The organism is Acidiphilium acidophilum (assembly GCF_033842475.1).
Classification (GTDB): domain Bacteria; phylum Pseudomonadota; class Alphaproteobacteria; order Acetobacterales; family Acetobacteraceae; genus Acidiphilium; species Acidiphilium acidophilum.
In genome coordinates this window covers 475,130-496,908 of sequence record NZ_JAWXYB010000018.1, presented here as the reverse complement: position 1 = coordinate 496,908, position 21,779 = coordinate 475,130, and the positions used below count along the sequence as shown (strand labels likewise).

General features: G+C 65.2%; 22 protein-coding genes. 5 read left to right on the top strand and 17 right to left on the bottom strand.

Translation table 11 applies throughout. The annotated features are described in order from the left end of the window. Window positions 1-13: 13 nt before the first annotated feature. The 5 genes from rpe to msrP all read right to left on the bottom strand — a co-directional run bounded on the left by rpe (window position 14) and on the right by msrP (window position 5,183). Entirely contained in the window at window positions 14-697 is a 684-nt protein-coding gene (rpe, locus tag SIL87_RS04980; protein WP_319613100.1) for a ribulose-phosphate 3-epimerase, read from the bottom strand. A 73-nt stretch (window positions 698-770) separates the two neighbouring features. Beyond that, window positions 771-1,850 (bottom strand): class II fructose-bisphosphate aldolase, encoded by a 1,080-nt coding sequence (gene fba, locus SIL87_RS04975; protein ID WP_319613099.1) that lies wholly within the window; start codon window positions 1,848-1,850, stop codon window positions 771-773. A 177-nt stretch (window positions 1,851-2,027) separates the two neighbouring features. Further along, window positions 2,028-2,906, bottom strand: coding sequence for a phosphoribulokinase (locus SIL87_RS04970; RefSeq protein ID WP_319613098.1), 879 nt, complete (start codon window positions 2,904-2,906; stop codon window positions 2,028-2,030). Next, window positions 2,903-3,970 carry a class 1 fructose-bisphosphatase gene (locus tag SIL87_RS04965; protein WP_319613096.1) on the bottom strand — a complete coding sequence of 356 codons (1,068 nt, stop codon included), beginning with the start codon at window positions 3,968-3,970 and terminating at the stop codon, window positions 2,903-2,905. Before SIL87_RS04965 ends, SIL87_RS04970 begins: the two co-directional genes overlap by 4 nt. Before the next feature lie 247 nt (window positions 3,971-4,217). After that, complete coding sequence (gene msrP, locus SIL87_RS04960; RefSeq protein ID WP_319613095.1) at window positions 4,218-5,183, bottom strand: protein-methionine-sulfoxide reductase catalytic subunit MsrP; 966 nt, start codon at window positions 5,181-5,183, stop codon at window positions 4,218-4,220. 98 nt (window positions 5,184-5,281) lie between these two features. Between msrP and mazG the strand changes: the two genes are divergently transcribed. Further along, window positions 5,282-6,067 (top strand): nucleoside triphosphate pyrophosphohydrolase, encoded by a 786-nt coding sequence (mazG, locus tag SIL87_RS04955; RefSeq protein WP_319613094.1) that lies wholly within the window; start codon window positions 5,282-5,284, stop codon window positions 6,065-6,067. 358 nt (window positions 6,068-6,425) lie between these two features. Here mazG and SIL87_RS04950 read toward each other — a convergent pair whose 3' ends face one another. The 7 genes from SIL87_RS04950 to cysE form a co-directional block, all read right to left on the bottom strand. Then, entirely contained in the window at window positions 6,426-7,259 is an 834-nt protein-coding gene (locus tag SIL87_RS04950) for an inositol monophosphatase family protein (RefSeq protein ID WP_319613093.1), read from the bottom strand. Further along, window positions 7,256-8,566, bottom strand: coding sequence for a GTPase HflX (hflX, locus tag SIL87_RS04945; RefSeq protein ID WP_319613092.1), 1,311 nt, complete (start codon window positions 8,564-8,566; stop codon window positions 7,256-7,258). The genes SIL87_RS04950 and hflX overlap by 4 nt, the downstream gene beginning before the upstream one ends. Window positions 8,567-8,572: 6 nt before the next feature. Continuing rightward, window positions 8,573-8,896 (bottom strand): RNA chaperone Hfq, encoded by a 324-nt coding sequence (gene hfq / locus SIL87_RS04940; RefSeq protein WP_319613091.1) that lies wholly within the window; start codon window positions 8,894-8,896, stop codon window positions 8,573-8,575. A 195-nt stretch (window positions 8,897-9,091) separates the two neighbouring features. Then, a complete protein-coding gene (gene mnmA, locus SIL87_RS04935; RefSeq protein ID WP_319613090.1) occupies window positions 9,092-10,132 on the bottom strand; it encodes a tRNA 2-thiouridine(34) synthase MnmA in 1,041 nt (346 codons plus the stop codon). Between the two features lie 4 nt (window positions 10,133-10,136). Continuing rightward, window positions 10,137-10,469, bottom strand: a complete 333-nt coding sequence (locus SIL87_RS04930) for a ferredoxin family 2Fe-2S iron-sulfur cluster binding protein (RefSeq protein ID WP_319613089.1) — start codon at window positions 10,467-10,469, stop codon at window positions 10,137-10,139. Between the two features lie 9 nt (window positions 10,470-10,478). Next, on the bottom strand, window positions 10,479-11,630 hold the full coding sequence (locus SIL87_RS04925) for a cysteine desulfurase family protein (protein ID WP_319613088.1): 1,152 nt from the start codon (window positions 11,628-11,630) through the stop codon (window positions 10,479-10,481). Next, window positions 11,630-12,334, bottom strand: coding sequence for a serine O-acetyltransferase (cysE, locus tag SIL87_RS04920; RefSeq protein ID WP_319613087.1), 705 nt, complete (start codon window positions 12,332-12,334; stop codon window positions 11,630-11,632). Before cysE ends, SIL87_RS04925 begins: the two co-directional genes overlap by 1 nt. A gap of 449 nt (window positions 12,335-12,783) precedes the next feature. Between cysE and SIL87_RS04915 the strand changes: the two genes are divergently transcribed. Then, window positions 12,784-13,449, top strand: coding sequence for an alpha/beta hydrolase (locus SIL87_RS04915; protein WP_319613086.1), 666 nt, complete (start codon window positions 12,784-12,786; stop codon window positions 13,447-13,449). Between the two features lie 221 nt (window positions 13,450-13,670). Beyond that, window positions 13,671-15,503: a sensor domain-containing diguanylate cyclase gene (locus SIL87_RS04910; RefSeq protein WP_319613085.1), complete on the top strand. Its 1,833-nt coding sequence runs from the start codon at window positions 13,671-13,673 to the stop codon at window positions 15,501-15,503. Window positions 15,504-15,511: 8 nt separating this feature from the next. Here the strand turns inward: SIL87_RS04910 and SIL87_RS04905 are convergent, their stop codons facing one another. Beyond that, complete coding sequence (locus tag SIL87_RS04905) at window positions 15,512-16,546, bottom strand: polyprenyl synthetase family protein (RefSeq protein WP_319613084.1); 1,035 nt, start codon at window positions 16,544-16,546, stop codon at window positions 15,512-15,514. Between the two features lie 148 nt (window positions 16,547-16,694). Between SIL87_RS04905 and SIL87_RS04900 the strand changes: the two genes are divergently transcribed. Together SIL87_RS04900 and SIL87_RS04895 are read left to right on the top strand one after the other, a co-directional pair. Next, window positions 16,695-16,901: a putative signal transducing protein gene (locus SIL87_RS04900; RefSeq protein ID WP_319613083.1), complete on the top strand. Its 207-nt coding sequence runs from the start codon at window positions 16,695-16,697 to the stop codon at window positions 16,899-16,901. Continuing rightward, window positions 16,898-17,617 (top strand): tRNA1(Val) (adenine(37)-N6)-methyltransferase, encoded by a 720-nt coding sequence (locus tag SIL87_RS04895; protein WP_319613082.1) that lies wholly within the window; start codon window positions 16,898-16,900, stop codon window positions 17,615-17,617. The genes SIL87_RS04900 and SIL87_RS04895 overlap by 4 nt, the downstream gene beginning before the upstream one ends. Before the next feature lie 48 nt (window positions 17,618-17,665). Here SIL87_RS04895 and SIL87_RS04890 read toward each other — a convergent pair whose 3' ends face one another. From SIL87_RS04890 to SIL87_RS04875, 4 genes are read right to left on the bottom strand one after another with little or no spacing between them, the layout of a single operon-like run. Further along, window positions 17,666-20,056, bottom strand: coding sequence for a hypothetical protein (locus tag SIL87_RS04890; protein ID WP_319613081.1), 2,391 nt, complete (start codon window positions 20,054-20,056; stop codon window positions 17,666-17,668). Next, the gene (locus tag SIL87_RS04885; protein ID WP_319613080.1) at window positions 20,053-20,778 is read right to left on the bottom strand and encodes a MotE family protein; all 726 of its coding nucleotides are present in this window, start codon (window positions 20,776-20,778) and stop codon (window positions 20,053-20,055) included. Before SIL87_RS04885 ends, SIL87_RS04890 begins: the two co-directional genes overlap by 4 nt. Further along, complete coding sequence (locus tag SIL87_RS04880) at window positions 20,768-21,235, bottom strand: hypothetical protein (protein WP_319613079.1); 468 nt, start codon at window positions 21,233-21,235, stop codon at window positions 20,768-20,770. The genes SIL87_RS04885 and SIL87_RS04880 overlap by 11 nt, the downstream gene beginning before the upstream one ends. 31 nt (window positions 21,236-21,266) lie before the next feature. Continuing rightward, the gene (locus SIL87_RS04875; RefSeq protein ID WP_319613078.1) at window positions 21,267-21,779 is read right to left on the bottom strand and encodes a flagellar basal body-associated FliL family protein; all 513 of its coding nucleotides are present in this window, start codon (window positions 21,777-21,779) and stop codon (window positions 21,267-21,269) included.

Below are 21,779 nucleotides of genomic sequence, written 5' to 3'. Positions count from 1 at the left end.
CGGCGCCACACGATCAGCCGCCGGCAGCCCCGGTCCGCAACGCCGCGATATTTTCCGCATAGCGGTTGGGCCCGCCGCGAAACACCGAAGAGCCGGCAACGAACACGTCCGCCCCGGCCTCGACGCAGGCGCCGATATTGTCCGGCGCAATACCCCCGTCGAGTTCGAGGCTGATATTGCGATCGCCGATCATTTCACGGACGCGGCGGATTTTCGGCAACTGGCTGGACAGGAAACTCTGACCCCCGAAACCGGGATTGACCGTCATGATCAGGACGAGATCGAGCTGATCGAGCACATAGGTCAGCGCGTCCTCATGCGTGCCGGGGCAGAGCGCAACCCCGGCCTTGCAGCCGCGCGCCTTGATCGCCTGCACCGTGCGGTCGAGGTGAGTAGTCGCCTCGGCATGAACGGTAATGATATCCGCCCCGGCATCCGCGAACGCATCGAGGTACGCATCGACCGGCGAAATCATCAGATGGCAGTCGAACGTCGCGGCGGTGTGGCGGCGCAGCGACTTGATCACCACCGGTCCGAATGTGAGGTTGGGCACGAAATGCCCGTCCATCACGTCGATATGGACCCAGTCGGCCCCGGCCTCGATAACACCGCTGGTCTCCTGCCCGAGCATGGAGAAATCGGCCGACAGGATGGATGGCGCAATAATCACCGGGCGGGTCGTGACTGTCTCAAGCATCGCTCTCTCCACTCATTCCGAACGTATCGAGGCCGCGCGGTCCTGGTCCGCGCGCCCTCGCACGATGATCGCCTCAGGCCGCTTCGCGAACCGAAAACACCGGATCGAGAGTACCGGCCGCATATTGCTTGGCCATCGACGCCAGCGAATGCGTCTTGATCCGCGAGGCCTGTCCCGCCGTGCCAAACGCTTCGAACCGCTGCTTGCACAAATCGCGCAGCGCGGCAAGGGCGGGCTTCATGAACTGGCGCGGATCGAACTCGGAGGGTTTCTCATGCCCGACCTTGCGGATCGCAGCCGCCATGGCAAGGCGGCAATCGGTGTCGATATTGACCTTGCGCACACCATGCTTGATGCCCACGAGGATCTCCTCGATCGGCACGCCCCAGGTCTGCGGCATCTTCCCGCCGTATTTGTTGAACTCTTCCTGCAGATCCTGCGGCACCGAAGACGATCCGTGCATGACCATGTGCAGTGCGGGCATCCGCTCGTTGATCGCCCGAATGACGTTCATCGCCAGGATCGCCCCATCCGGCTTGCGGGAAAACTTGTACGCGCCATGCGAGGTGCCCATCGCAACCGCCAGCGCATCGACCTTGGTCGCCTTGACGAACTGAACCGCCTGATCCGGGTCGGTCAGCAACTGGTCGTGCGAAAGCGCGCCTTCGGCCCCATGGCCGTCCTCCGCTTCGCCCATGCCGGTCTCAAGGCTGCCGAGCACGCCAAGCTCCCCCTCGACCGAAACGCCAACGCGATGCGCCATGTCCGTCACATGCTTGGTGATGCCGACATTATAGTCGTAATCCGCCGGGGTCTTGGCGTCGGCCTTGAGCGAGCCGTCCATCATGACGCTGGTATAACCGTGCTGGATCGCCGAAAGGCAGGTGCCCTCGTCATTGCCATGATCCTGATGCAGGCAGATGGGGATGCCCGGATAGGTGATCTCGGCGGCTTCGATCATCTTCGCGAGCATCACGTCGCCGGCATAGGAGCGCGCCCCGCGCGACGCCTGCAAAATCACCGGCGAATCGGTGGCCGCCGCCGCTTCCATGATCGCGATGACCTGCTCCATGTTGTTGACGTTGAACGCCGGAACGCCATAGCCGCGCTCGGCCGCATGATCCAGCAACTGACGGAGGGTAATACGTGCCATGTTAGAAACCTTTCGGAACGGAATGGAAGGCAGCAAAAGGACGGAAGGAAAGACTTCTTTTTTGTTCACTCAAGGCACGGGCAGTTTCACCACCACGAACCCAAATTAACAAAGTTTTTTTTGCTTCTTTTTTGTTCACAAAAAAGAAGGACTTACTTGAACTGAACCCGGCTCCGCTCACCGCGCCGCCCGTTTCTTCTGGTCCATCAACTGCATGATGACCGGCGTGAGAATGAGCTGCATCGCGAGATCGAACTTGTTGCCCGGCACCGCAATCGAATTGGCGCGCGACATGAAACTGCCGTGCAGCATCGAGAGCAGGTACGGGAAATCGATGCCGTGCGGGTTGCGGAACCGCACCACGACGATCGATTCATCGGCAGTCGGAATCCACCGCGCAATGAAAGGATTCGACGTATCGACGGTCGGAACCCGCTGGAAGTTGATATCGGTCTCGGTGAATTGCGGGCAGATATAATGAACATAATCCGGCATCCGGCGCAGGATGGTGTCCATCACCGCCTCGGTCGAATACTGGCGGGTCTTGCTGTCGCGATGGATCTTCTGGATCCATTCGAGATTGATCACCGGCACCACGCCGATCTTGATATCGGCGTGCTTGCCGGTATCGATATCGCCGTGTTTCACCGCCCCGTGCAGACCTTCATACAGCAGAAGGTCGGTGTGCTCGGGCAGATCCTCCCACGCCGTGAAGGTGCCAGGCTTGGCGCCGTACAGGTCGGCCTCGTTCTGGTCGTGGATATAGTGCCGATGCTTGCCCCGTCCGGTTGCGGAATAGGTCGCAAAGGTTTCCTGCAACTCGGCGAGCAGGTTGGTCTCCGGGCTGAAATGGCTGAAATGGCGGTTCCCGGCGGCCTCGGCCTCGGCCATCTTCGCCTTCATCTCCATCCGGTCATAGCGGTGGAAGGAATCCCCCTCCAGCTGCGCCGCCTCGATTTTCTCACGGCGGAAAATCTGCTCGAAGACATTGCGGACCGAGGTGGTGCCGGCACCGGAGGAGCCGGTAACGGAAATGATCGGGTGTTTGCGGCTCATGCCAGTTCATCAATCGTGCTGGTGGTTTTACGGTAGAGCGAACGGGTCTTGAACAACGGCGAATTGCTCGCTTCGCCGTGGGAATAGGCATCGGCAACGCGCAACACCTCGTCCGCCGAGCCGAACACCAGCGGACAACGCTGATGGATTTCGGTGGGAACCAAGTCGAGAATGGCATCGCGCCCATCGGTCGCCGCCGCACCGGCCTGCTCCATGATCATCGCAATCGGATTAGCCTCGTACACCAGCCGCAACCGCCCGGCGCGATAGCCTTTGCGCTGATCCGCCGGGTACAGATAAATCCCGCCGCGCACCATGATCCGGAACGCATCGCCAACCATCGAGGCGAGCCAGCGCGTGTTGAAATCCTCGCCGCGCGGGCCGTTATGGCCCTTCTTCAGCTCCATGATGTAGGTGCGGATCTCCGGGTCCCAGTGGCGCAGGTTTGAGCCGTTGATCGCATATTCGCGGGTGGTGCGCGGCACCTGAATTTCCCCGCGCGTCGCAATGAACGCGCCGGAATCGGGGTCGAGCGTGAATATCCGCGTCCCGGCACCCAAGGTCAGCACCAACGCGGTCTGCGGTCCATAGATCAGAAAACCGGCCGCGAGCTGAGTGCGGCCCGGCTGCAGGAACGGCGCCTTCGGATCATCGGCGACGCGCGAGCCTCCGGGCAAAATCGAAAAAATCGTCCCCACCGGCGCCAGCGTATCGATATTCGAAGACCCGTCGAGCGGATCGATCGCAACGGCGAGCGGCGCATGAGCATCCAACACTTCCGGCTCGTCAGCCTCCTCGGAGGCGAACACCGAAACCGGCGCGCGAGAGAGCGCTTCACGAACGATGGTATGGGTCATGGCATCGAGCGCCTTCTGCCCGTCGCCATCGATCGATTCACCCACGATGGTGCCAAGGTTCCCGGCGAGCGGTCCGCGGGCAAGAATGCGTGAAATCTGACGCCCCGCCGCCGCGATGGCATGGACCGTCTGGCTGACCGCTACCATCTGCGGCGAGCGACCGGCGGCGAAATCCAGATATGAGTCGAGTCTCAACTGTTCGGCCATATTCCATTCCCTCCCGTGAGCGCACCACCTTGAGGCTCGTGCCGGATTATCCCCGCGACGTTGGGTTCCATCGCAGAATCCGAATGTGACAGAAACTGGAATGATAAGTAAAGATAAATTTTCTATGCACTGATTTTATGAAATCTTAATCAAAGACATAAAGACAAACCGCGCCGATGGTGGCGGCGCAGCGTGTTTCAAGCACTGGAAGCCAAACGATCGGCACGACCGTGCCGATCCCATTGACTCACATGAATAAAGTCTTGTCCTGCTTCATCCCGGCATAAAGCGATCCAACCCATTTCTCGTAACCATTATAAATAACCGTCGGCACGGTTTTGTCGGTCCCGATCAACCGCTCCCGCGCCTGGCTCCATCGCAGGGTCGGATATTTCGGATTCACATTGGCCCAGAACCCGTACATGTCCGGGCTGGTCTTCTCCCAGAATGTCTCGGGCTGATCCTTGACGAACTCGATCCGCACGATCGACTTGGCCGATTTGAACCCGTATTTCCACGGCAGCACCACGCGAATCGGCGCGCCATCCTGCTTGGGCATCGGCTGGTGATACATCCCGGTTCCGATGAAGGCGAGTTCGTTATTCGCCTCGGCCATCGTCATCCCCTCGTGATACGGCCAGGGAAAAAACGGAATACTCAGCCCCGGCATCGCCTTGTGGTCGGCCAGAGTGGTGTAGCGCAGATACTTCGCGGACGAGAGCGGTTTGGCGAGCTTCACCAACTCGCTCGCCGGAAACCCCTCCCACGGCACGGTGATCGCCCAGGCCTCGACGCACCGATGCCGGTAAATCCGCGTCTCCACCTTCACCTTCTTCATCAGATCGTCGAACGAGATGGTGAACGGCTTTTCCACTAGCCCATCGATCCTGATCGTCCAGGGCTCGACCGGCAGCTTCTGCGCCGCCTGCCAGATATCCTTCGACAGGCCGAATTCATAGAAATTATTATACCGCTCGGCATTCTTCTGCGGCGTCAGCGGCCGGCCCGGATCGAAGCGCATCGCGGCCTTGGAATAACCGGGGTCCTCGATCTTCACCTCCATCGGCGTCGCCGCCCGCGCCGCGCCGATGCTGCCGAACCCGAGCGTTGCGGCGCCCATCGTTGCAATCGCGGCCCGGCGGTTGAGGCCGATATGCTCCGGCGTGGCCGCCGATTCCGGCAGATCCCAGTCCCGAATTCGCTTGATCAACATGGCAGGTCTCCTTGACCGGTATTATAGGGCGGTTTCCGATTTCCGCATTATCATGAGCGCGTGATAACCCGCGCACTCCCAACCCGATCCGAGGCCCCATGACGAACGACCCGACCGCCCGCCTGCTCGCCGTCATGGCCGCACTCCGGGATCCGGTCTCCGGCTGTCCGTGGGATCGTGAACAGGATTTCGCATCCATCGCTCCCTATACGGTCGAAGAGGCCTATGAGGTTGCGGACGCGATCATGAAAAACGATCCATCCGCCCTGCGCGCCGAACTCGGCGATCTGCTGTTCCAGGTCGTCTACCACGCCCGCCTCGCCGAAGAACGCGGCTGGTTCACCTTCGCCGACGTCGCCACCGCGATCACCAATAAAATGATCCGCCGCCACCCCCACGTCTTCGGTGCCGCCGCCCCGCGCAACACCACCGCCCAGACCACCGCCTGGGAAGCCGAAAAATCCCGCGAACGCGCCTCGGACGGCGCATCCGGCGTGCTCGACGGCATCGCCACCACCCTGCCCGCTTTGTCCCGCGCCCACAAACTCGCCTCCCGCGCCGCCCGCGTTGGCTTCGACTGGCCGAACCCCGCCGCCGTGCTCGACAAACTCGACGAGGAAATCGCCGAACTCCGCGCCGAACTCCCCGGCGCCAACCCCGACCGGATCGAAGACGAACTCGGCGACCTGTTCTTCGTTCTGGTCAACCTCGCCCGCAAACTCGACCACACCGGCGACTCCGCCCTCACCCGCGCCAACACCAAATTCGAACGCAGATTCCGGGCGGTGGAACACGCCCTCGCCGTGCAGGGACGAACACCGGATCAGGCCGGACTCGACGAAATGGAAGACCTGTGGCGGCAGGTTAAGGAGGCGGAAGGATAAAAAGGAGGAGAAGACTTCTTTTTTGTAAAAAAGAAGCAAAAAACTTTCATGAGCTGGGGCACGGGCGGTTTCACCGGCACGGACCCAGAGAAACAAAGTTTTTTTGCTTCTTTTTTTTCAAAAAAAGAAGTGCTTACCTTCCCCTCTCACTTGAACAAATCCTGCACCATCCGAACCCCCTCCGCATCGACCGTCAACGGCATATCGCCATGGCAGCAAAGGAAGGTTTCTTTTTTATAAAAAAGAAGCAAAAAACTTCTATGAGTTGAGGCACGGGCGGTTTCACCGGCACGGGCCCACAGGAGCAAAGTTTTTTTGCTTCTTTTTTTTCAAAAAAAGAAGCGCTTACCTTCCCCTCTCACTTGAACAAATCCCGCACCATCCGAAACCCCTCCGCATCGACCGTCGCAAGAAGACCGCCCTCCAGATTCGACGGATGATAGGCCGATCCATCCGGCTGGCGCACGTAGCCGCCGGCCTCGGCGGCGATCAGCGCGCCTGCCGCGTGGTCCCATGGCAAAGTCCGGCGGGACAGTGTGGCGTGCAGGTGACCCATGGCGAGGGCGCGGTAGGTATGGGCGGCGCAGCGGAAATTCGGGGTCTGTCCGAGGTTGGTGAGCCCCCGCAGCACGGCGGTGCGTTCCGGTTCCTTCATGTACTGCCACGAGATCGAGGCGATCATTGCTTCGGGCGGCGCGGGTTTCGCGACATGGAGCCGGATCCAGTCTTCGCTCCCGGCGGGATCGCGGCGGATCAGGAACGCTCCCTGCCCGGCCATGGCGACCACGGTATCGTCGCGGATCGGGTCATAGATCAATCCGGCGCGGGTCTCGTCGGCTTCGACCAGCGCGATCATGACCCCGAACAGCGGCAATCCGGCGGCGTAGTTCTGGGTGCCGTCGATCGGGTCGATCACGAACACCGGCCTTGTGCCGGAAAGAGCTTCCATCAGCCGCGGATCGGCGGCAACCGCCTCCTCACCGATGATCGCGACATCGGGGAACATCGACTGCAGCCCGGCGGTCAGCGCGCGTTCGGCAGCTTCGTCGGCCACGGTGACCGGGTCGAGCGGGCCGGATTTGGTCCGCATGTCGGCGGGGCCGATATGGCCGAACCGGGGCATGATGATCGTTTTGGCCACCCCCCGCATCAGCGCGACGATGCTCATGATGTCGGCCTCGTCGAGCTTCATGGCGCGGAGCTTTCGGCAGCCGGTGCAAAATCCCGCTCGAAGCGCGCGCGGTCCTCGGGCCGCAGGCGCACCGCGATCCTGATTTCATCATCGAAATCCTGCCGCGACAGCACCTCGCCATGGCGATAGAGCCAGGCCAGCGTCGCGCCATCGGCGGAGGGCAGGGTGTAGTGGAGCAGATGCATGGTGCTCGCCAGCCGCGCGTCGATCGCCTCGCGCAGGGCCTGCAGATTTTCACCCGAAAGCGCGGAGACCGCGATGGAATCGGTATCGGGAAGATCGCGCAGATCGGGGTCGAGCAGGTCGATCTTGTTGAGCACCTCGAAGCTGCGCCCCTGCCAACCCGCGTCGATCATCCCGGATTCGGCCATGCCGTCCAGCACCGTGATCACATCCGCCCGCTGGGCCGCGCTGTCGGGATGCGCGGCATCGCGAACGTGCAACAGAATATCGGCGGCGGCGACTTCTTCGAGCGTGGCGCGAAACGCGGCCACCAGTTCGGTCGGCAGATCGGAAATGAACCCGACCGTGTCCGACAATATCGCATGCCGCCCCGAAGGCAGCACGATCAACCTCATCGTGGGGTCGAGCGTCGCGAACAACTGGTCCTCGGCCTGCACCGCAGCACCCGTCAGCGCATTGAACAGGGTTGATTTGCCCGCATTGGTGTAGCCCACGAGCGCCACCACCGGATACGGCACCTTGCTGCGTGCAGTGCGGTGCAGAGCGCGGGTGCGGCGAACATCGTCGAGTTCGCGCTTGAGCCGGGCGATCCGGTCGGTAATGAGCCGTCGATCCGCCTCGATCTGGGTTTCGCCCGGCCCGCCGAGAAAGCCAAAGCCGCCGCGCTGGCGCTCCAGATGGGTCCAGGACCGCACGAGGCGCGAGCGCTGATAGGCGAGATGCGCAAGCTCGACCTGCAACACGCCTTCGGCGGTCCGCGCCCGCTCGCCGAAAATATCAAGGATCAACCCGGTGCGGTCGATCACCTTGCAATTCCACGCGCGTTCCAGATTGCGCTGCTGCACCGGGCTGAGCGCCGAATCGACCACCGCGACCGTCACGTCGGCCTCCGCGATCGCGTCGCCGATCCGCGCCACCTGCCCCTCGCCGAACAGGGTCGAGGGCCGCAACGCACGGATCTGCAACGTATCCTGATACGCGATCACCAGCCCGATCGAGGCCGCCAGCCCGATCGCCTCCGCCAGCCGCGCCTCCGCCTCGCGCAGACGATCGCGCCGCGACCCATGCTCCCAGGGGAGCAGAATCGCGGCGCGGATGGGCGCTGCCTGGGTCTCGACGCTCAAGACCGGCTACTCATCGTCGCGGTCCGGCTCGCCCCGGTTCATCAGGCTCAGCGTGGTCGGGTTCTGCGACGGGGTGGCCGGCGCGGTCCCTTCCGCCTTGCTCGCATCGAACAGCTGGATCGGCGCGCCCGGCATCACGGTCGAGATCGCGTGTTTGTAAACCAGTTGGGTATGCCCGTCGCGCCGGAGCAGGACGGAGAAATTGTCGAACCAGGTAATCACCCCCTGAAGCTTGACGCCGTTCACCAGAAACACGGTGACCGGCGTTTTGCTCTTGCGCACGTGATTGAGAAACACGTCCTGCACATTCTGGGATTTTTCATTGGCCACGGCGGGATCCTTTATGTTTTTGTCGCCCGGCTCGAACCGGCGCGATGGTTGCGCACTAGTCTTGCACGACGGCCGAAAACCGTCACGCCCGAAGTTTTGCGCCGCCGCTTGCGTGGCACGAAAGCGAAGGCACATCCATATTATAGAAGGAAGCCGGCACGAAACCAGACCGCATTTGTATCAAGTTGCCGAAAGTCAGGCCGCGATAAACCCGCCGCCCAGAACCCGGCTGTCCCGATAGATCACGCAAGCCTGCCCCGGCGCCGCCAGCACCGGCTCATCGAGCGTCACCGTCCCGGCGGCGGCATCGATCGTGGCGGGATGCGGCGTCTCCCGCGCGCGGAGCTTGACCGTGGCGCGGAACGGCGTCTCAGGCCGGTCGATCAACCAGTTCGGCTCGGTGAACCGCACCACCCGCCCCCCGGTCCCGCGCGGCCCGACCACAATGCGCCGGCGCTCAGGATCGATCCGCGTCACCACCTGGCCGGATGCCGCCCCGAGTCGCTTGCCCTGCCCCACCGTGTAGCGCGCAATACCCTGATGGGTGCCGAGCACGGTCCCCGCCGCGTCGACAATCTCGCCCGGCGCGGTCGCCTCCGGGCGCAACCGCCCCACGATATCGGCGTAGGAACCGGCGGGCACGAAACAGATATCCTGGCTGTCGGCCTTCTCGGCAACCGGCAGGCCCATCCGGGCGGCCTCGGCGCGAACCGCCGCCTTGTCCGGCATCGCCCCGAGCGGGAAACGCGCATAATCGAGCTGATCGCGCGTGGTCGCGAACAGAAACCACGACTGATCGCGCGCCGCATCGGCAGCAGTATGGAGTTCGGCCCCCTCCGGCCCCTGCTCGCGCCGGACATAATGACCCGTCGCCAGCGCCTCGGCCCCGAGATCGCGCGCAAGGACCAGCAGATCACCGAATTTGAGATGCTGGTTGCAGCGCACGCAGGGCACCGGCGTGGTCCCGGCGGCGTAGGAATCGGCAAAATCCCCGATCACCGCAGCCCGGAACGCCGCCTCCGCATCGATCACGTAATGGGCGATCCCGAGCCGGTCGGCGACATTGCGGGCATCATGGATATCCTGCCCGGCGCAGCACGCCCCCTTGCGGCCGGACGCAGCCCCATGATCGTAAAGCTGCAGCGTCACGCCGATCACCTCGTGCCCGGCCTCGTGCATCAGCCCGGCAACGACCGAACTGTCGACGCCGCCGGACATGGCAACGACGATCCGCATCGGCCTATCCCCCCTGGGCGTTGCGCACCCCGGCGGGCAGACGGACGACCAGCCCGTCGAGCGCGGGGGACATCACGATCTGGCAACCGAGGCGGGAGGTCTTTTCAAGGCCGAACGCAAGGTCGAGCATGTCTTCCTCATCCTCGGACGCCTTGGCGAGCTTGCCGAACCACTCCGGATCGACAATGACATGACAGGTCGAGCACGCAAGCGAGCCCTCGCACGCCCCCTCGATATCGACACCGTGCTTGTGCGCGACTTCGAGCACGGACAGCCCGTTCGGCGCATCCACGGTGCGGCGCGTCCCGTCGCGCTCGATGAAAATCATGCTCGGCATGGCAAACCCTCAAACCAGTTCGGCACCCAGCGGGCGCGATGCCGGTGACGTAGAGAAACCCTGCCGCTTGCGCAAGGCGCGGTCCGCCATACGCCGGTATGCGGCAATGAAGCGTTCGGCGGCATCATCCGGCGCATTCCACGGCAGCGAAACCCGGATCGCACATCCGGCAAGCTCCGGCCACCCCATGGCATCGATCACATGGCTGCGCGCCATCTTCCCGGACGAACAGGCCGCCCCCGCCGAAACGCAAATTTGATCGAGATCGAGCGCGATGAGCTGGGTTTCCGCCGACACCCCCGGCAGCGCCAGACAGCTCGTATTGCCCAACCGCAACGCCCCACCCCCGACCACGATGGCAGACTCCGCAACCGCAGCGGCCTCGATCGCATCGCGCATCGCCGCCAGCCGCCCGATCTCCCCCGGATCGATCGCCGCGATCGCGGCGGCAAACCCGAGGATCGCCGGCACATTCGGCGTCCCCCCGCGCCGGCCACGCTCCTGCCCCCCGCCACGCAGCATCGGCACCAGCCCCCCGGCGGCCTCCGGCGTCAGCACCAGCGCCCCGATCCCCTTGGGACCCCCGATCTTGTGCGCCGAAATCGCGACACTCGCCGCCCCGAGCCGCAGAAAATCCGCCAGCCCCCGCCCGACGGCCTGCACCGCATCGACATGCAGCAATGCCCCATGGCGCGCGCACACCGCCGCCACGGCTTCGACCGGATTGATCACCCCGGTCTCGTTATTCGCCGCCATCACGCATACCAGCGCGTCGGAATCCCCCGCCAGCAACCGATCGAGCGCGTCGAGATCGATCACCCCATCCCGCCCGACCGGCACGATCCCCGCCCCCGGCGCCGCCGCCCGAACCGCCTCATGCTCGGTCGCGCCGATCAGCACGGCCCGCGCGCCCCCGAGCCCGGAAAGCGCCAGCGCATTGGCCTCGGTCGCCCCGGACAGCAGAACCACATCCTGCGCCCGCGCCCCGCAATGCGCCGCAATCACCGCCCGCGCCGCCTCAATCCGCCCCCGCGCCGCCCGCCCCGCCGCATGGATCGAAGCCGGATTACCAACCAGATCCAGCCCCGCGATCACGGCCTCCCGCGCCGCAGGCCGCAGCGGCTCGCTGGCATTGGCGTCCAAATAAAGAGTTTCGCCCATCAACGTGGTTCGGTATCGCGCAGGCTCGGCTCCAGCGCGGGCCGCGCCACTTCACGATCCGCAACCCGCCGCTCAAGGTCGTTCATCTCGCCCCGCAGCATCTCGATCTCATGCAGCAACGGATCGAGGCACGGATCGCATGGTGTGCCATAAGGATCGAATCGCGGTTTCGGCGGCCGCGCCGCATTGCCCCGATCGACCGGACGCGCCGGTATCCCGACCACCGTGGTATTGGCCGGCACCTCGGCCACCACCACCGCATTCGCCCCGATCCGCGCATTCTCGCCAATCAGAATCGCCCCGAGCACCTTCGCCCCGGCCCCGATGATCACCCCGTTCGCCACGGTCGGATGGCGCTTGCCCTGCTCGCTCGACGTCCCGCCCAGCGTCACCTGATGATACAAATACACATCATCGCCCAATTCCGCGGTCTCGCCGATCACCACCCCCATGCCATGATCGATGATGCAGCGCCGCCCGATCGTCGCCCCGGGATGAATCTCGATCCCGGTCGCCCAGCGTCCGAAATTCGACACCAGCCGCCCGAGCAGCCGCGTCCGCCCATGCCACAACCGGTGCGCGACCCGATGGATCAGCACCGCATGCAGCCCCGGATAACACAGCAGCACTTCCAGATCCGACCGCGCCGCCGGATCGCGCTGGCGATAGGCCTCGATCATCTCACGCAAAAACATCCGGCTCATGCCATATTTCCGTAGGAATAGATGTGGGCGGTCTGTATAGACATGAGACTGACCATATATGATGCAATGACGATGGCAAATGATTAAGCGACGCTCACCGATGCGGCAGGCGAATATCGCACCGATCGGCGCCCTAGCGGATTTTTTAATTGCATTCGCCTCGCCGTTTCTCCTATGCCGTTCGCGGCACGGATTTCGACAACAGCCACGCATGAGCGGCGTTCTTAGGGAGAGTAGGTATGCAGACGAAGCTGAGCAACAATCTGCCCGGACGTCCTATATATGCGTTATTGCGAAATCGACTGACCTGAACAAACCGGGCGGCTGGTCACATCGTGTCCCCGTCCGCCCGCATGTCGCCCCCATCGCGCGACGCCGCGACCCGCTTCACCCGCACCGGTCGTGCGTCACGCTCCTGAGCCCGAGACTTGGAAAGAACTGATAAGCCAATGCCTGAAGTAACGTTTGCCGGACCCGACGGTCGCCTCGAAGGACGCTACCACCACGCCAAGGAACGCGGCGCGCCGCTCGCCCTCGTCCTGCACCCGCACCCGCTGCACGGCGGCACCATGAACAACCGCATCACCTACACGATGTATCAGGTGTTCCAGCGCCTCGGTTTTTCCGTCATGCGCTTCAATTTCCGCGGCGTCGGCCGCAGCCAGGGCAGCTACGATGGCGGCATGGGCGAAATCAACGATGCCGCCGCCGCGCTCGACTGGATGCAGGCGCTCAACCCCGGCCATGGCGGGCTGTGGATCGCCGGCTATTCGTTCGGCGCCTTCGTCGGCATGCAGCTCCTGATGCGCCGCCCCGAAGTCTCCGGCTGGATCAGCGTCGGCACCCCCGCCGCGCATTACGATTTCGGCTTCCTCGCCCCCTGCCCCTGCGGCGGCCTGATGATCCACGGCGATGCCGACGAGCTGGTCCCCGAAGCCTCGGTCCGCAAACTGGTGGACAAACTCAACACCCAGAAGGGCGTCTCGGTCGATTATCGGGTCATGGCCGGGGCCGACCACGTGTTCGCCCATCATTCCGAGGCGATCGGCGAGGCCCTCGAATCCTATGTCAGCGGCGAAATCGCCCGCAAGCACATGGCCCTCGCGGCGGACTGACCACCCCGACCCGCCACGACACGCGAAATCCTCGAAAAAACCAGCCGATCCGCTCCCGGACCGGCTGGTTTTAACCGGATGTTCAGCCTGATCTGATCTAATGCCCAAACCGTCAACTCAGGGTTCGGATCAGGGTCAGTGTGCATATCAGGTCGACGCTTCCATCGAAACGATCCGCGCCTCGCGGCCTCGAGCCCTCCCTCGCCCACCCGCGCGTTTTCGTGATCCGGGTCAGCCGTCACCTCCGGGACGCGGTCGCCCGCCTGCTCGCCGTGGCCCTCGGGGTTGGCATCCTCGCCGCCTCCAGCCTGTACTGGTGCCGGTTCGATGCCAATATCCCGACCTTCTGGCCGGCCAATGCGCTGCCCCTCGCCATCCTGCTCGCGCGCCGCCCGTCAGGATGGCGCCCGGTCGCAGCGGTCATCGCCGCCGCCATGGCAGGGAACATCCTCGCCTGTCTCGTCACCGATGCCGGATTGGCCCGAACGATCCTGCTCCCGGTGGCCAACGCCGCCGAAATCGCCGCCGCCTGTGCCGCGGCATGGGCCGGTTTCGGCCCCCGCCCACGCATCCGCCGGCTCGATGGGCTGGCGCGGGTCCTGATCTCGATCGGGCTGATCGGTCCGGCAGTCGGCGGCAGCCTGATCGCCGCCGAGGCAGCGCTCGCGGCGGACGACCCCATGGCCGGGCTGGTCTGGTTCATGGCCCACGCCCTCGGCAACATCCTGTTCACCACGGCGGGACTGGTCCTGCTCAACCGTACCGCAACACCGCTCCTGCCCCGGCGCGCCCGGCTGCGCGCAACGCTCGCGCTGGCGCTCAGCCTGGCGCTGTCGGTGCTCACCTTCCATCAGTCGAGCCTGCCGCCCCTGTTCATCATGCCGCTGGTCTTCGCCGCTCTCGCCATCATCGCCGGGCTCGAATTCACCTGCGTCGCGATCGCGCTGATCGCGCTGAGCGCCCTTTTCCGCACCGCAATGGGCCATGGCCCGATCGCGGCGATCGAGCCCTCCCACATCGGCGCGCGTATCCTGCTGCTGCAGGCCTTCCTGGCCGCCTCCTTCATTGCAGCCATCCCGATCGCGCTGCTCTTCGAGCGACACACCCGGATCATCGCGCGCCTGCGCGACCAGAAAGCCGCAATCGTCTCCCGAGCCGCCCGGTTCCAGGGGCTCGCCGAGATCGCCGCCGATACCATCGTCGTCACCCTGGTCGATGGCACGATCCTCTACGCCTCCCCCGCCGCCCAGCGCCTGATCGGCGTCACGGGCGATGCCTTGGCCGGGCGCTCGGCATTCGATCTGGTCGCCCCCGAAGATCTCGCGGCCATCCGCGCGGCCATGGCCAGTCTCGGCGGCGACACCACCGAGGTCACCGCCGAGCTGCGCCTGCGCCACCACTCGACCGCCGCACCCGTCTGGACCGAAATCAAAACCCGGATCGGTGCGCGGCGCGCCGATCAGAGCGTCGAACTGGTCAGCGTGGTGCGCGATATTTCGGCCCGCCGTGCGGCTGAAGAGCGGCGCGATGCCGATCTCCTGCGGCTCGACCGGCTGGCAAACACCGACTCCCTGACCGGTCTCGCCAACCGCCGCCGTTTCACCGCCCATCTCGAAAGCGAATGGCGCCGCGCCTATCGCGAAGGGATCGATATCGCGCTGATCCTGATCGATGTCGATCTGTTCAAGCCTTACAACGATCTCTACGGCCACCCGATGGGCGACCGCGCCCTGCAGCAGATCGCGGCGATCGTCGAAGCCAGCGCGTTGCGCGCCGCCGACCTCGCCTGCCGGATCGGCGGGGAGGAATTCGCCGTGATCCTGCCACTGACATTCCAGAGCGGTGCCCGCGCGGTCGCCGAGCGCATCCGCGACGGGATCAGGGACATCCACCTCATCCACGAAAAATCGCCATCCGGGGTGCTGTCGGTCAGTATCGGGATCGACTGCATCCGGCCCGATCAGGAAGCCGGTGCCCAATCCCTGATCGACCGCGCCGACAAGGCATTATACCGGGCAAAGCAGCGGCGGGGCAGCATCGTGATCGCAACCTGAACGCGCGCTCAGTGCCGGCGCGTCACCGCGTAATCCGCCGCCTGCATCATCAACGCGCGGACCGGATCGTCAGGCAGGTCAGCCAGACATTCCTGGGCCGAACGCGCAAATTCCCGCGCCCGCTCGATCGTCTGCCCGATCGCATCATGGCGCGCGATCAGCTCGAACGCGGTCCCGAGATCATCCTCGGATTGTTCGCCCCGCTCGATCGTGCGCTGCCAGAACGCGCGCTCCGCCGGATCACCTGCGGCGTAGGCGATCAGCACCGGGTAGGTCAGCTTGCCTTCGCGGAAATCATCCCCAACGGTCTTGCCGAGTTCATTCTGGTCCGCCGCATAATCGAGCGCGTCATCGACGAGCTGAAACGCCATGCCGAGCGCGGTGCCATACCCAGACAAGGACGCCGCCACGCTCCGATCCCGATCGGCGACCACCGCCCCCACCTCGCAGGCCGCCGCGAACAGCGCTGCGGTCTTGCCCTGAATCACCTGAAAATAGCGCGGAATATCGGTACTGAGATCGTTCTGGGTCGAGAGTTGCAGCACTTCGCCCTCGGCGATCGTGGCCGATGCGTTGCACAGGATCCGCAACACTTCGAGCGACCCGTCGGCAACCATCAGTTCGAACGCGCGGGCGAACAGAAAATCGCCCACCAGCACCGAGGCCTTGTTGCCGAACACCGCATTGGCGCTGGCCAGCCCCCGGCGCAGATCGCTTTCATCGACGACATCGTCATGCAGCAGGGTCGCGGTATGAATGAACTCGACACAGGCGGCGAGCCGCACATGCCGCTCGCCCCGGTAGCCGCACAGCCGCGCCGATGCCAGCGTCAGCAGCGGCCGCAGCCGCTTGCCGCCCGCCGCGATCAGATGGGCCGCGAGTTGCGGGATCAGTTCGACCTCGCTCGCCATCCGCGCAACGATGGTTGCGTTGGTCGCGGCGAGGTCCGCCGCCAGAAGCTGCGCGAGGCCCTGCAACGCATCGCCCTCCGCAAGGGGGCTTGCGCTATAGACATCGGGCTCGGAAGTCAGCAAGCCATCCACAATCGCGTTAACCTCGTCATGTTGCCGGTCTCTGGTCACCGGTCTTGTCTTGTCGCCGGCCAGCCCTAGCATATCGGCGCGGAGGATCGAGGGTCAAGGCGAGGAACCGACGCGAACACCGGAATGAACCGAAAGGCAGGGCACCTCCATGGAAGTCATCGCGGCATCGACCGACACGATCAGGCTGAGTTTCCTGATGGCGCTCCTGCGGGATGCGGGACTCGATCCAGTCCTGCTGGACCAGAACATCGCGGCGACCGAAGGCAATATCGGCATGTTTCCCCGCCGGATCGCGGTCGCCAGCGCCGATGCGGCCCAGGCGCGCCGGATACTTCAGGACGCCGGCGAGGCATGAGCGAGACGGCGGGATGGCTCCTCGATGGCCGCCTGCGGTACCGGCAACTGGCCACCGGCCATCGCACCGGCATCGAACCCGTGTTGCTGGCCGCGTCGATTCCGGCGCGTGATGGCGAAACCGTGATCGAAGCCGGCACCGGTGCTGGGGCCGGCCTGCTCTGCCTCGCCGCCCGGCTGCCGGGCATCTCCGGCCTCGGCGTCGAACGCGAAACGCGGCTTGCCGCGCTGGCACAACGCAATTTCGCGACCAACGATCTGCCGAACCTCACCGCGATCGCAGCGGATCTCGCCGCCCTGCCGCTGAAGCGCAGGTTCGATCACGGTTTCGCCAACCCGCCCTGGCGGTCGCCGCACGATACACCCTCACCCGACACGATCCGGCGCCGTGCCCACCACAGCACCGCCGGCCTCCTCGCGACATGGGCGCAGGCCATCGCCGCCGTGCTCAAGCCACGCGGGACCATGACCTTCATCCTTCCCGCCACCTCCCTCGATGAATGTCTCGGCGCCATGAAACAGGCCGGCTGCGGTGCACCCCGGATCATGCCGCTATGGCCCCGGACCGATCGCGCGGCCAAACTGGTCATCGTGCGGTCGACCAGGGGCGATCGCGGATCGTTGACGCTCCTGCCCGGACTGACCCTGCACGACGACACCGGATACACCCCGCGCGCCGAAGCCATTTTACGCGGCGGCGAAAGCCTCACATTCTGAACCGGACGCGCAATCCCGAGCGGTTGCCACAGGCACGGTCCCACCGCCTCATTGCGGCTTCGCGGGTTTCGGATTCGGAGCCAGGGACCGACCCGCCCGCTCGATCTCGGCAATCTGGGCCAGCGCCGTGGCAAGGTCGGTCGTCGGCGCGACGGGGGGGGATGTAACCGCCGCGAACACCACAGCCGCCTTGCCATGCGGCATCCGCGCGAGATAACGGGCGCGCAACGCCGCCAGTTTCGGACCGTCGTGCTCGCGGGATGCCGCGATGGCCGATTGCAACACCGTCTCCGCCGCCGCGTCGTCGAGCCTGCCTTCTGCCGGTATGGCCGGAACCGCCGGAATAGCGGACATGACCCGATGGATCGCAGGGTGACCCGCAATCGGGCGCTGCCCGCGCCCAAGCGTCGGCACCCAGGCCACGCCAGTCGTCCCGCCGGAACCCGACATCGGCTGCGCTGAGCCGGGCCCGATCTGCCTCGCAATCTCGGCGGCAAGCGTCAGGCGGGCGTCAGCGACCTTCGCGGCGAGGCCAGCTCCGGCGGTTGAGTCGAGCGTCTTGCGGGCCAGATGCGGATGATTTTGCGAAAGTTGCAGTCGCGCCAAAGCCGCGCCCAGCCGCGCCCGATCCTGCCCATCGGGCATTCCGCTCAGCGCACGGGCAAGCACATCCTCGGCCTGATCGGCCAGATCGAGCGCCGCCAATCTCCGCGACAGGTCCAGCACGATCGGCACTCCCGCCGCCCCCGCCGGAACCAGATCATGATTATTCTCGATCACCGAGACCGCCGCAAGAACCGGAAGTCGATCCAACGCCCCCGAGGCGATCATCCGGTCGAACAGGTGGTGTCGAAGTGCGGCAATCCGCGCGGTCCGGTGCGGGAACAGCCGAAGCGCCGTGTGCAGCCCGGTCAAGGCCTCCGGCCAGGCGCCATCCTCCGCGCGGAGACGCGCGAGGGCAAGGCGCATATCGAGCTCGTGGCGCGGACCGCGCCAGTCGTAGAGATGCTGTGCCAGCCGTGCCGCGGCATCATGCGGCGTGATCAGGCCGAGCGCGCGTTGCAGCATGGTCTCGCGAAACGCGGCAATCCCCGCGACACGCGGATCAGCACTGTCCACCAGCTTGCGATAATCCGCGATCGCATGCCGGGGATGGTGCGACGCCTGCTCGATTTCGGCACGGATCAAGTGCGTCGTCGGATCGTCCTGCATCCGGTCGGCGACGCGCTGCGCCGCCGCAAGGGCCCCGCCCCGGACCAGCGCTTCGGCCACCAGCGGATCGACCTGATGACGGACCAGCGCGGGCGCGGCTGCGAGAGGTGCCATATGGTCCGCCAGCAACGCGGCCGCCGTCTTGTCGTGCCCCTGCGCGGCTGCGGCAATACCAAGCCAGAGCGACCGCTCATCCCCGACGCCCTGCCCCTCCGGCCAATGCGCCATTGCCTTGTCGGGTCGCCCGGACAACAGATCCGCCACCGCCATCAGCGCCCCCCGCTCGGGATTGTCGATAGCGGCGGGATCGCCACCCAGCATCGCGATCAGGACGCCATGCGCCTCGGGAGCCAGATCGAGCGAAAGCATCGTCCGGGCAATCCGGACCGACTGCCGGACCCGATCGAGCGGCGGTGCGGCAGCCCATTGCCGCTGTTCGCGATCGAGCCGGTGCCGTAACGCCAGGATCGAGCCGTGGGGCAGATCGAGCCCACCGGCCTGTTCCGGCGCATCGACCCGCTGCTGGGAAACCGGCGGATCACCCACCGGCAGGGCCGCGCCATCAGCGCGCAGCACGAACCCGTCCTTGTCCGCCACCAGACCGAGATCGTCGGCCACCGGCGCGATCACCACCCCGCTCGATGCCGGGACACTGCGATACCCCGGGCCTTCAAGCCGCGCCCGCAACGCCACCGGCCCGGTCACGGTACCGACCAGCAGCGGCCGCTGCCGATCCGCATCCTCGACCGCCACCACCCGCCCGGGCACCGTGGTCGGAAACCGGATCTGCCCGTGGCGAAACAGGGCCACGACCGGCTCCGGTGCCGGCGCATCGCCGATCAGGATATGAAAGGACGTCGCAGACGCCAGAACGCCGAGGGGTTTCGCCTCAGGCAATGGTAGCCGCAGAATCGTCGCACCCGCCAGATGGACCACCTGCGCCCCCGGCACGCCGCTGACCGCGCGCAACGCCTCCAGACTGACCGGCAGATCGGCGGCAAAGACCAGAACGTCATCGCCGTCCTTGCGGAAACTCGCATACCCGATCTGCGACGGCACCTGATCTCCCGGGATCAGCACGCGAAACCAATACGAAGGCGAAGCGCGCATCGCCATATCCGCCCTGCTTGCAGGATCAGCAGGATCGGCATGAGCGGCACGCACCGCCAGCAGAACCCCCGCCGCCACCGCGAGAACCCGAATCAGGGATCGCCCCTTTCCAGTCATGGCGCCCCATCCGGCAACAGCGCGTTGGCGGGCTGCAATGCCGTAACCGGTTCCGGCTCGCCGGCCAGCCGCTCGGTAACGAGTTGCGCCTTCGGCGGCGACATATCGGCCAGAATCGCCGCGGATTTGCGGTCGTTCATCCGCCGCAGGACGTTGAATACGATCGTGGGCTCCAGCCCATCGAAAATCCTCGCCGCATCGCGGGGCTCCATCGCCCCGTAGGTCGCGACCAGGGCCGCCCATTTCGCATCGTCGCGTGCCTGATGCCGTGCCTTCAGCGCCTCCAGCCGTGCCGCCACCGGTTTGAGAGCCGCCAGCTGACGGGTGAGCGCAACACGGGTCGCATCGAGTTCCTGGCGTTCGCGGGCCAGCGCGGCGGCACGCTGATCGAGCAGACCGGCCCGCTGCTTCAAAGCGAGCAGAATTTTCGTCTCTCCGGCCTCGCTGAACGGATCGGGCTTGCACAGTGGCGGCGGCGGTGGCCGATCGGTCCAGTTGGCCACAGGATGGTAAGGCCTGGCCGGCGCGCCGGTCGATCCGGTGGTACCCGGCCCGCTCGACTGCGCGAACGCCGCCTCGATAAGCCCGACCGATTTCACCATGATCGCACAGACCAGCCCGACGATGAGCAACGGCAACAGCCGGATCGGCAGATAGGCCCGAAACCCGTTCGCGCGCCGCCCCCTCAGGCGCTCACGCCAGCCCCCGGATTCAGGACGCATCGCTCAGCATCCGCGCCAGATCGCGTTCGGTCCGGCTTTGCGGTTTTGCCGAACGACGCGGCGTCAACGAGCGCATCGGCGGCCGAACCGGCGCCGCGCGGGCGCGCTTCACCTCGACATCCGCGACCGGTACCGCCACGTCCCCGACCGACGCCGTACCCGCCGCCTGCCTCAACAGATCATCGAGCCGGCGGATCATCGCGTCCGCCGCATCGCAAGACTGCCGCAACCCCGCATCCGCCCGGCCCGCATCGGCCATCAGGCGCTCGGCAGCCGCATTCGCCGCCGAAATCGCCGCATCCATCTGCGGCAGGGCGGCCTGAAACCCCCCTTCATCGCGCCGGATGCGTTGCAGCATGGCTTCGAGCCGGCGGGCATAAACCAGAGTGGCCAGCAAGATGCCGAACAGGCCGATCTGGAAGATCCACCCGGCAACATCACGATATGTGTGGATCATCGGAAATCCCTTTCCCCTCGCATGGATCGTTTCACTGAACGATCAGTTCCTCGAACAGCACATTGCGGATCACGTTCGGTGCCGCCGCAATCCGCACCCGGTTGATCAACGCCTCGCGCAGGCGGTAGGTGCCGGAAGCCCCCTGCAACTCGCTGGGATGCATCGCCCGCAGATAGGTCTGGAATACATCGATGATGCGCGGCATATCGTGCCTGACCTCGGCAGCGGAGGCCGAGTTCGCCAATTCCAGCGTCGCCTCCAGCTTGGCATAGGAATCCCGCCCGTCCGTCACATTCAGATTGGCGACGATCTCCGGCACCTTGATGAAGACCGGCCCTGACACACGGATCGGCTTGTGCCCGCCCATCAGGCCGGACAGCGCGCCGCTGAACCAGAGCCCGCCCCCCAGCACCAGCAGCAGCGCGACCGGTGCGCCGAACAGCAGCAGCTTCGATCGCGTCTTCGCGGGAACCGTCGCCGCATCGTCGCTCGCGGGCACGGCATCGCTCTGACTCGGGCGCGGGGCAGTCGGGGTCTTGGCCAT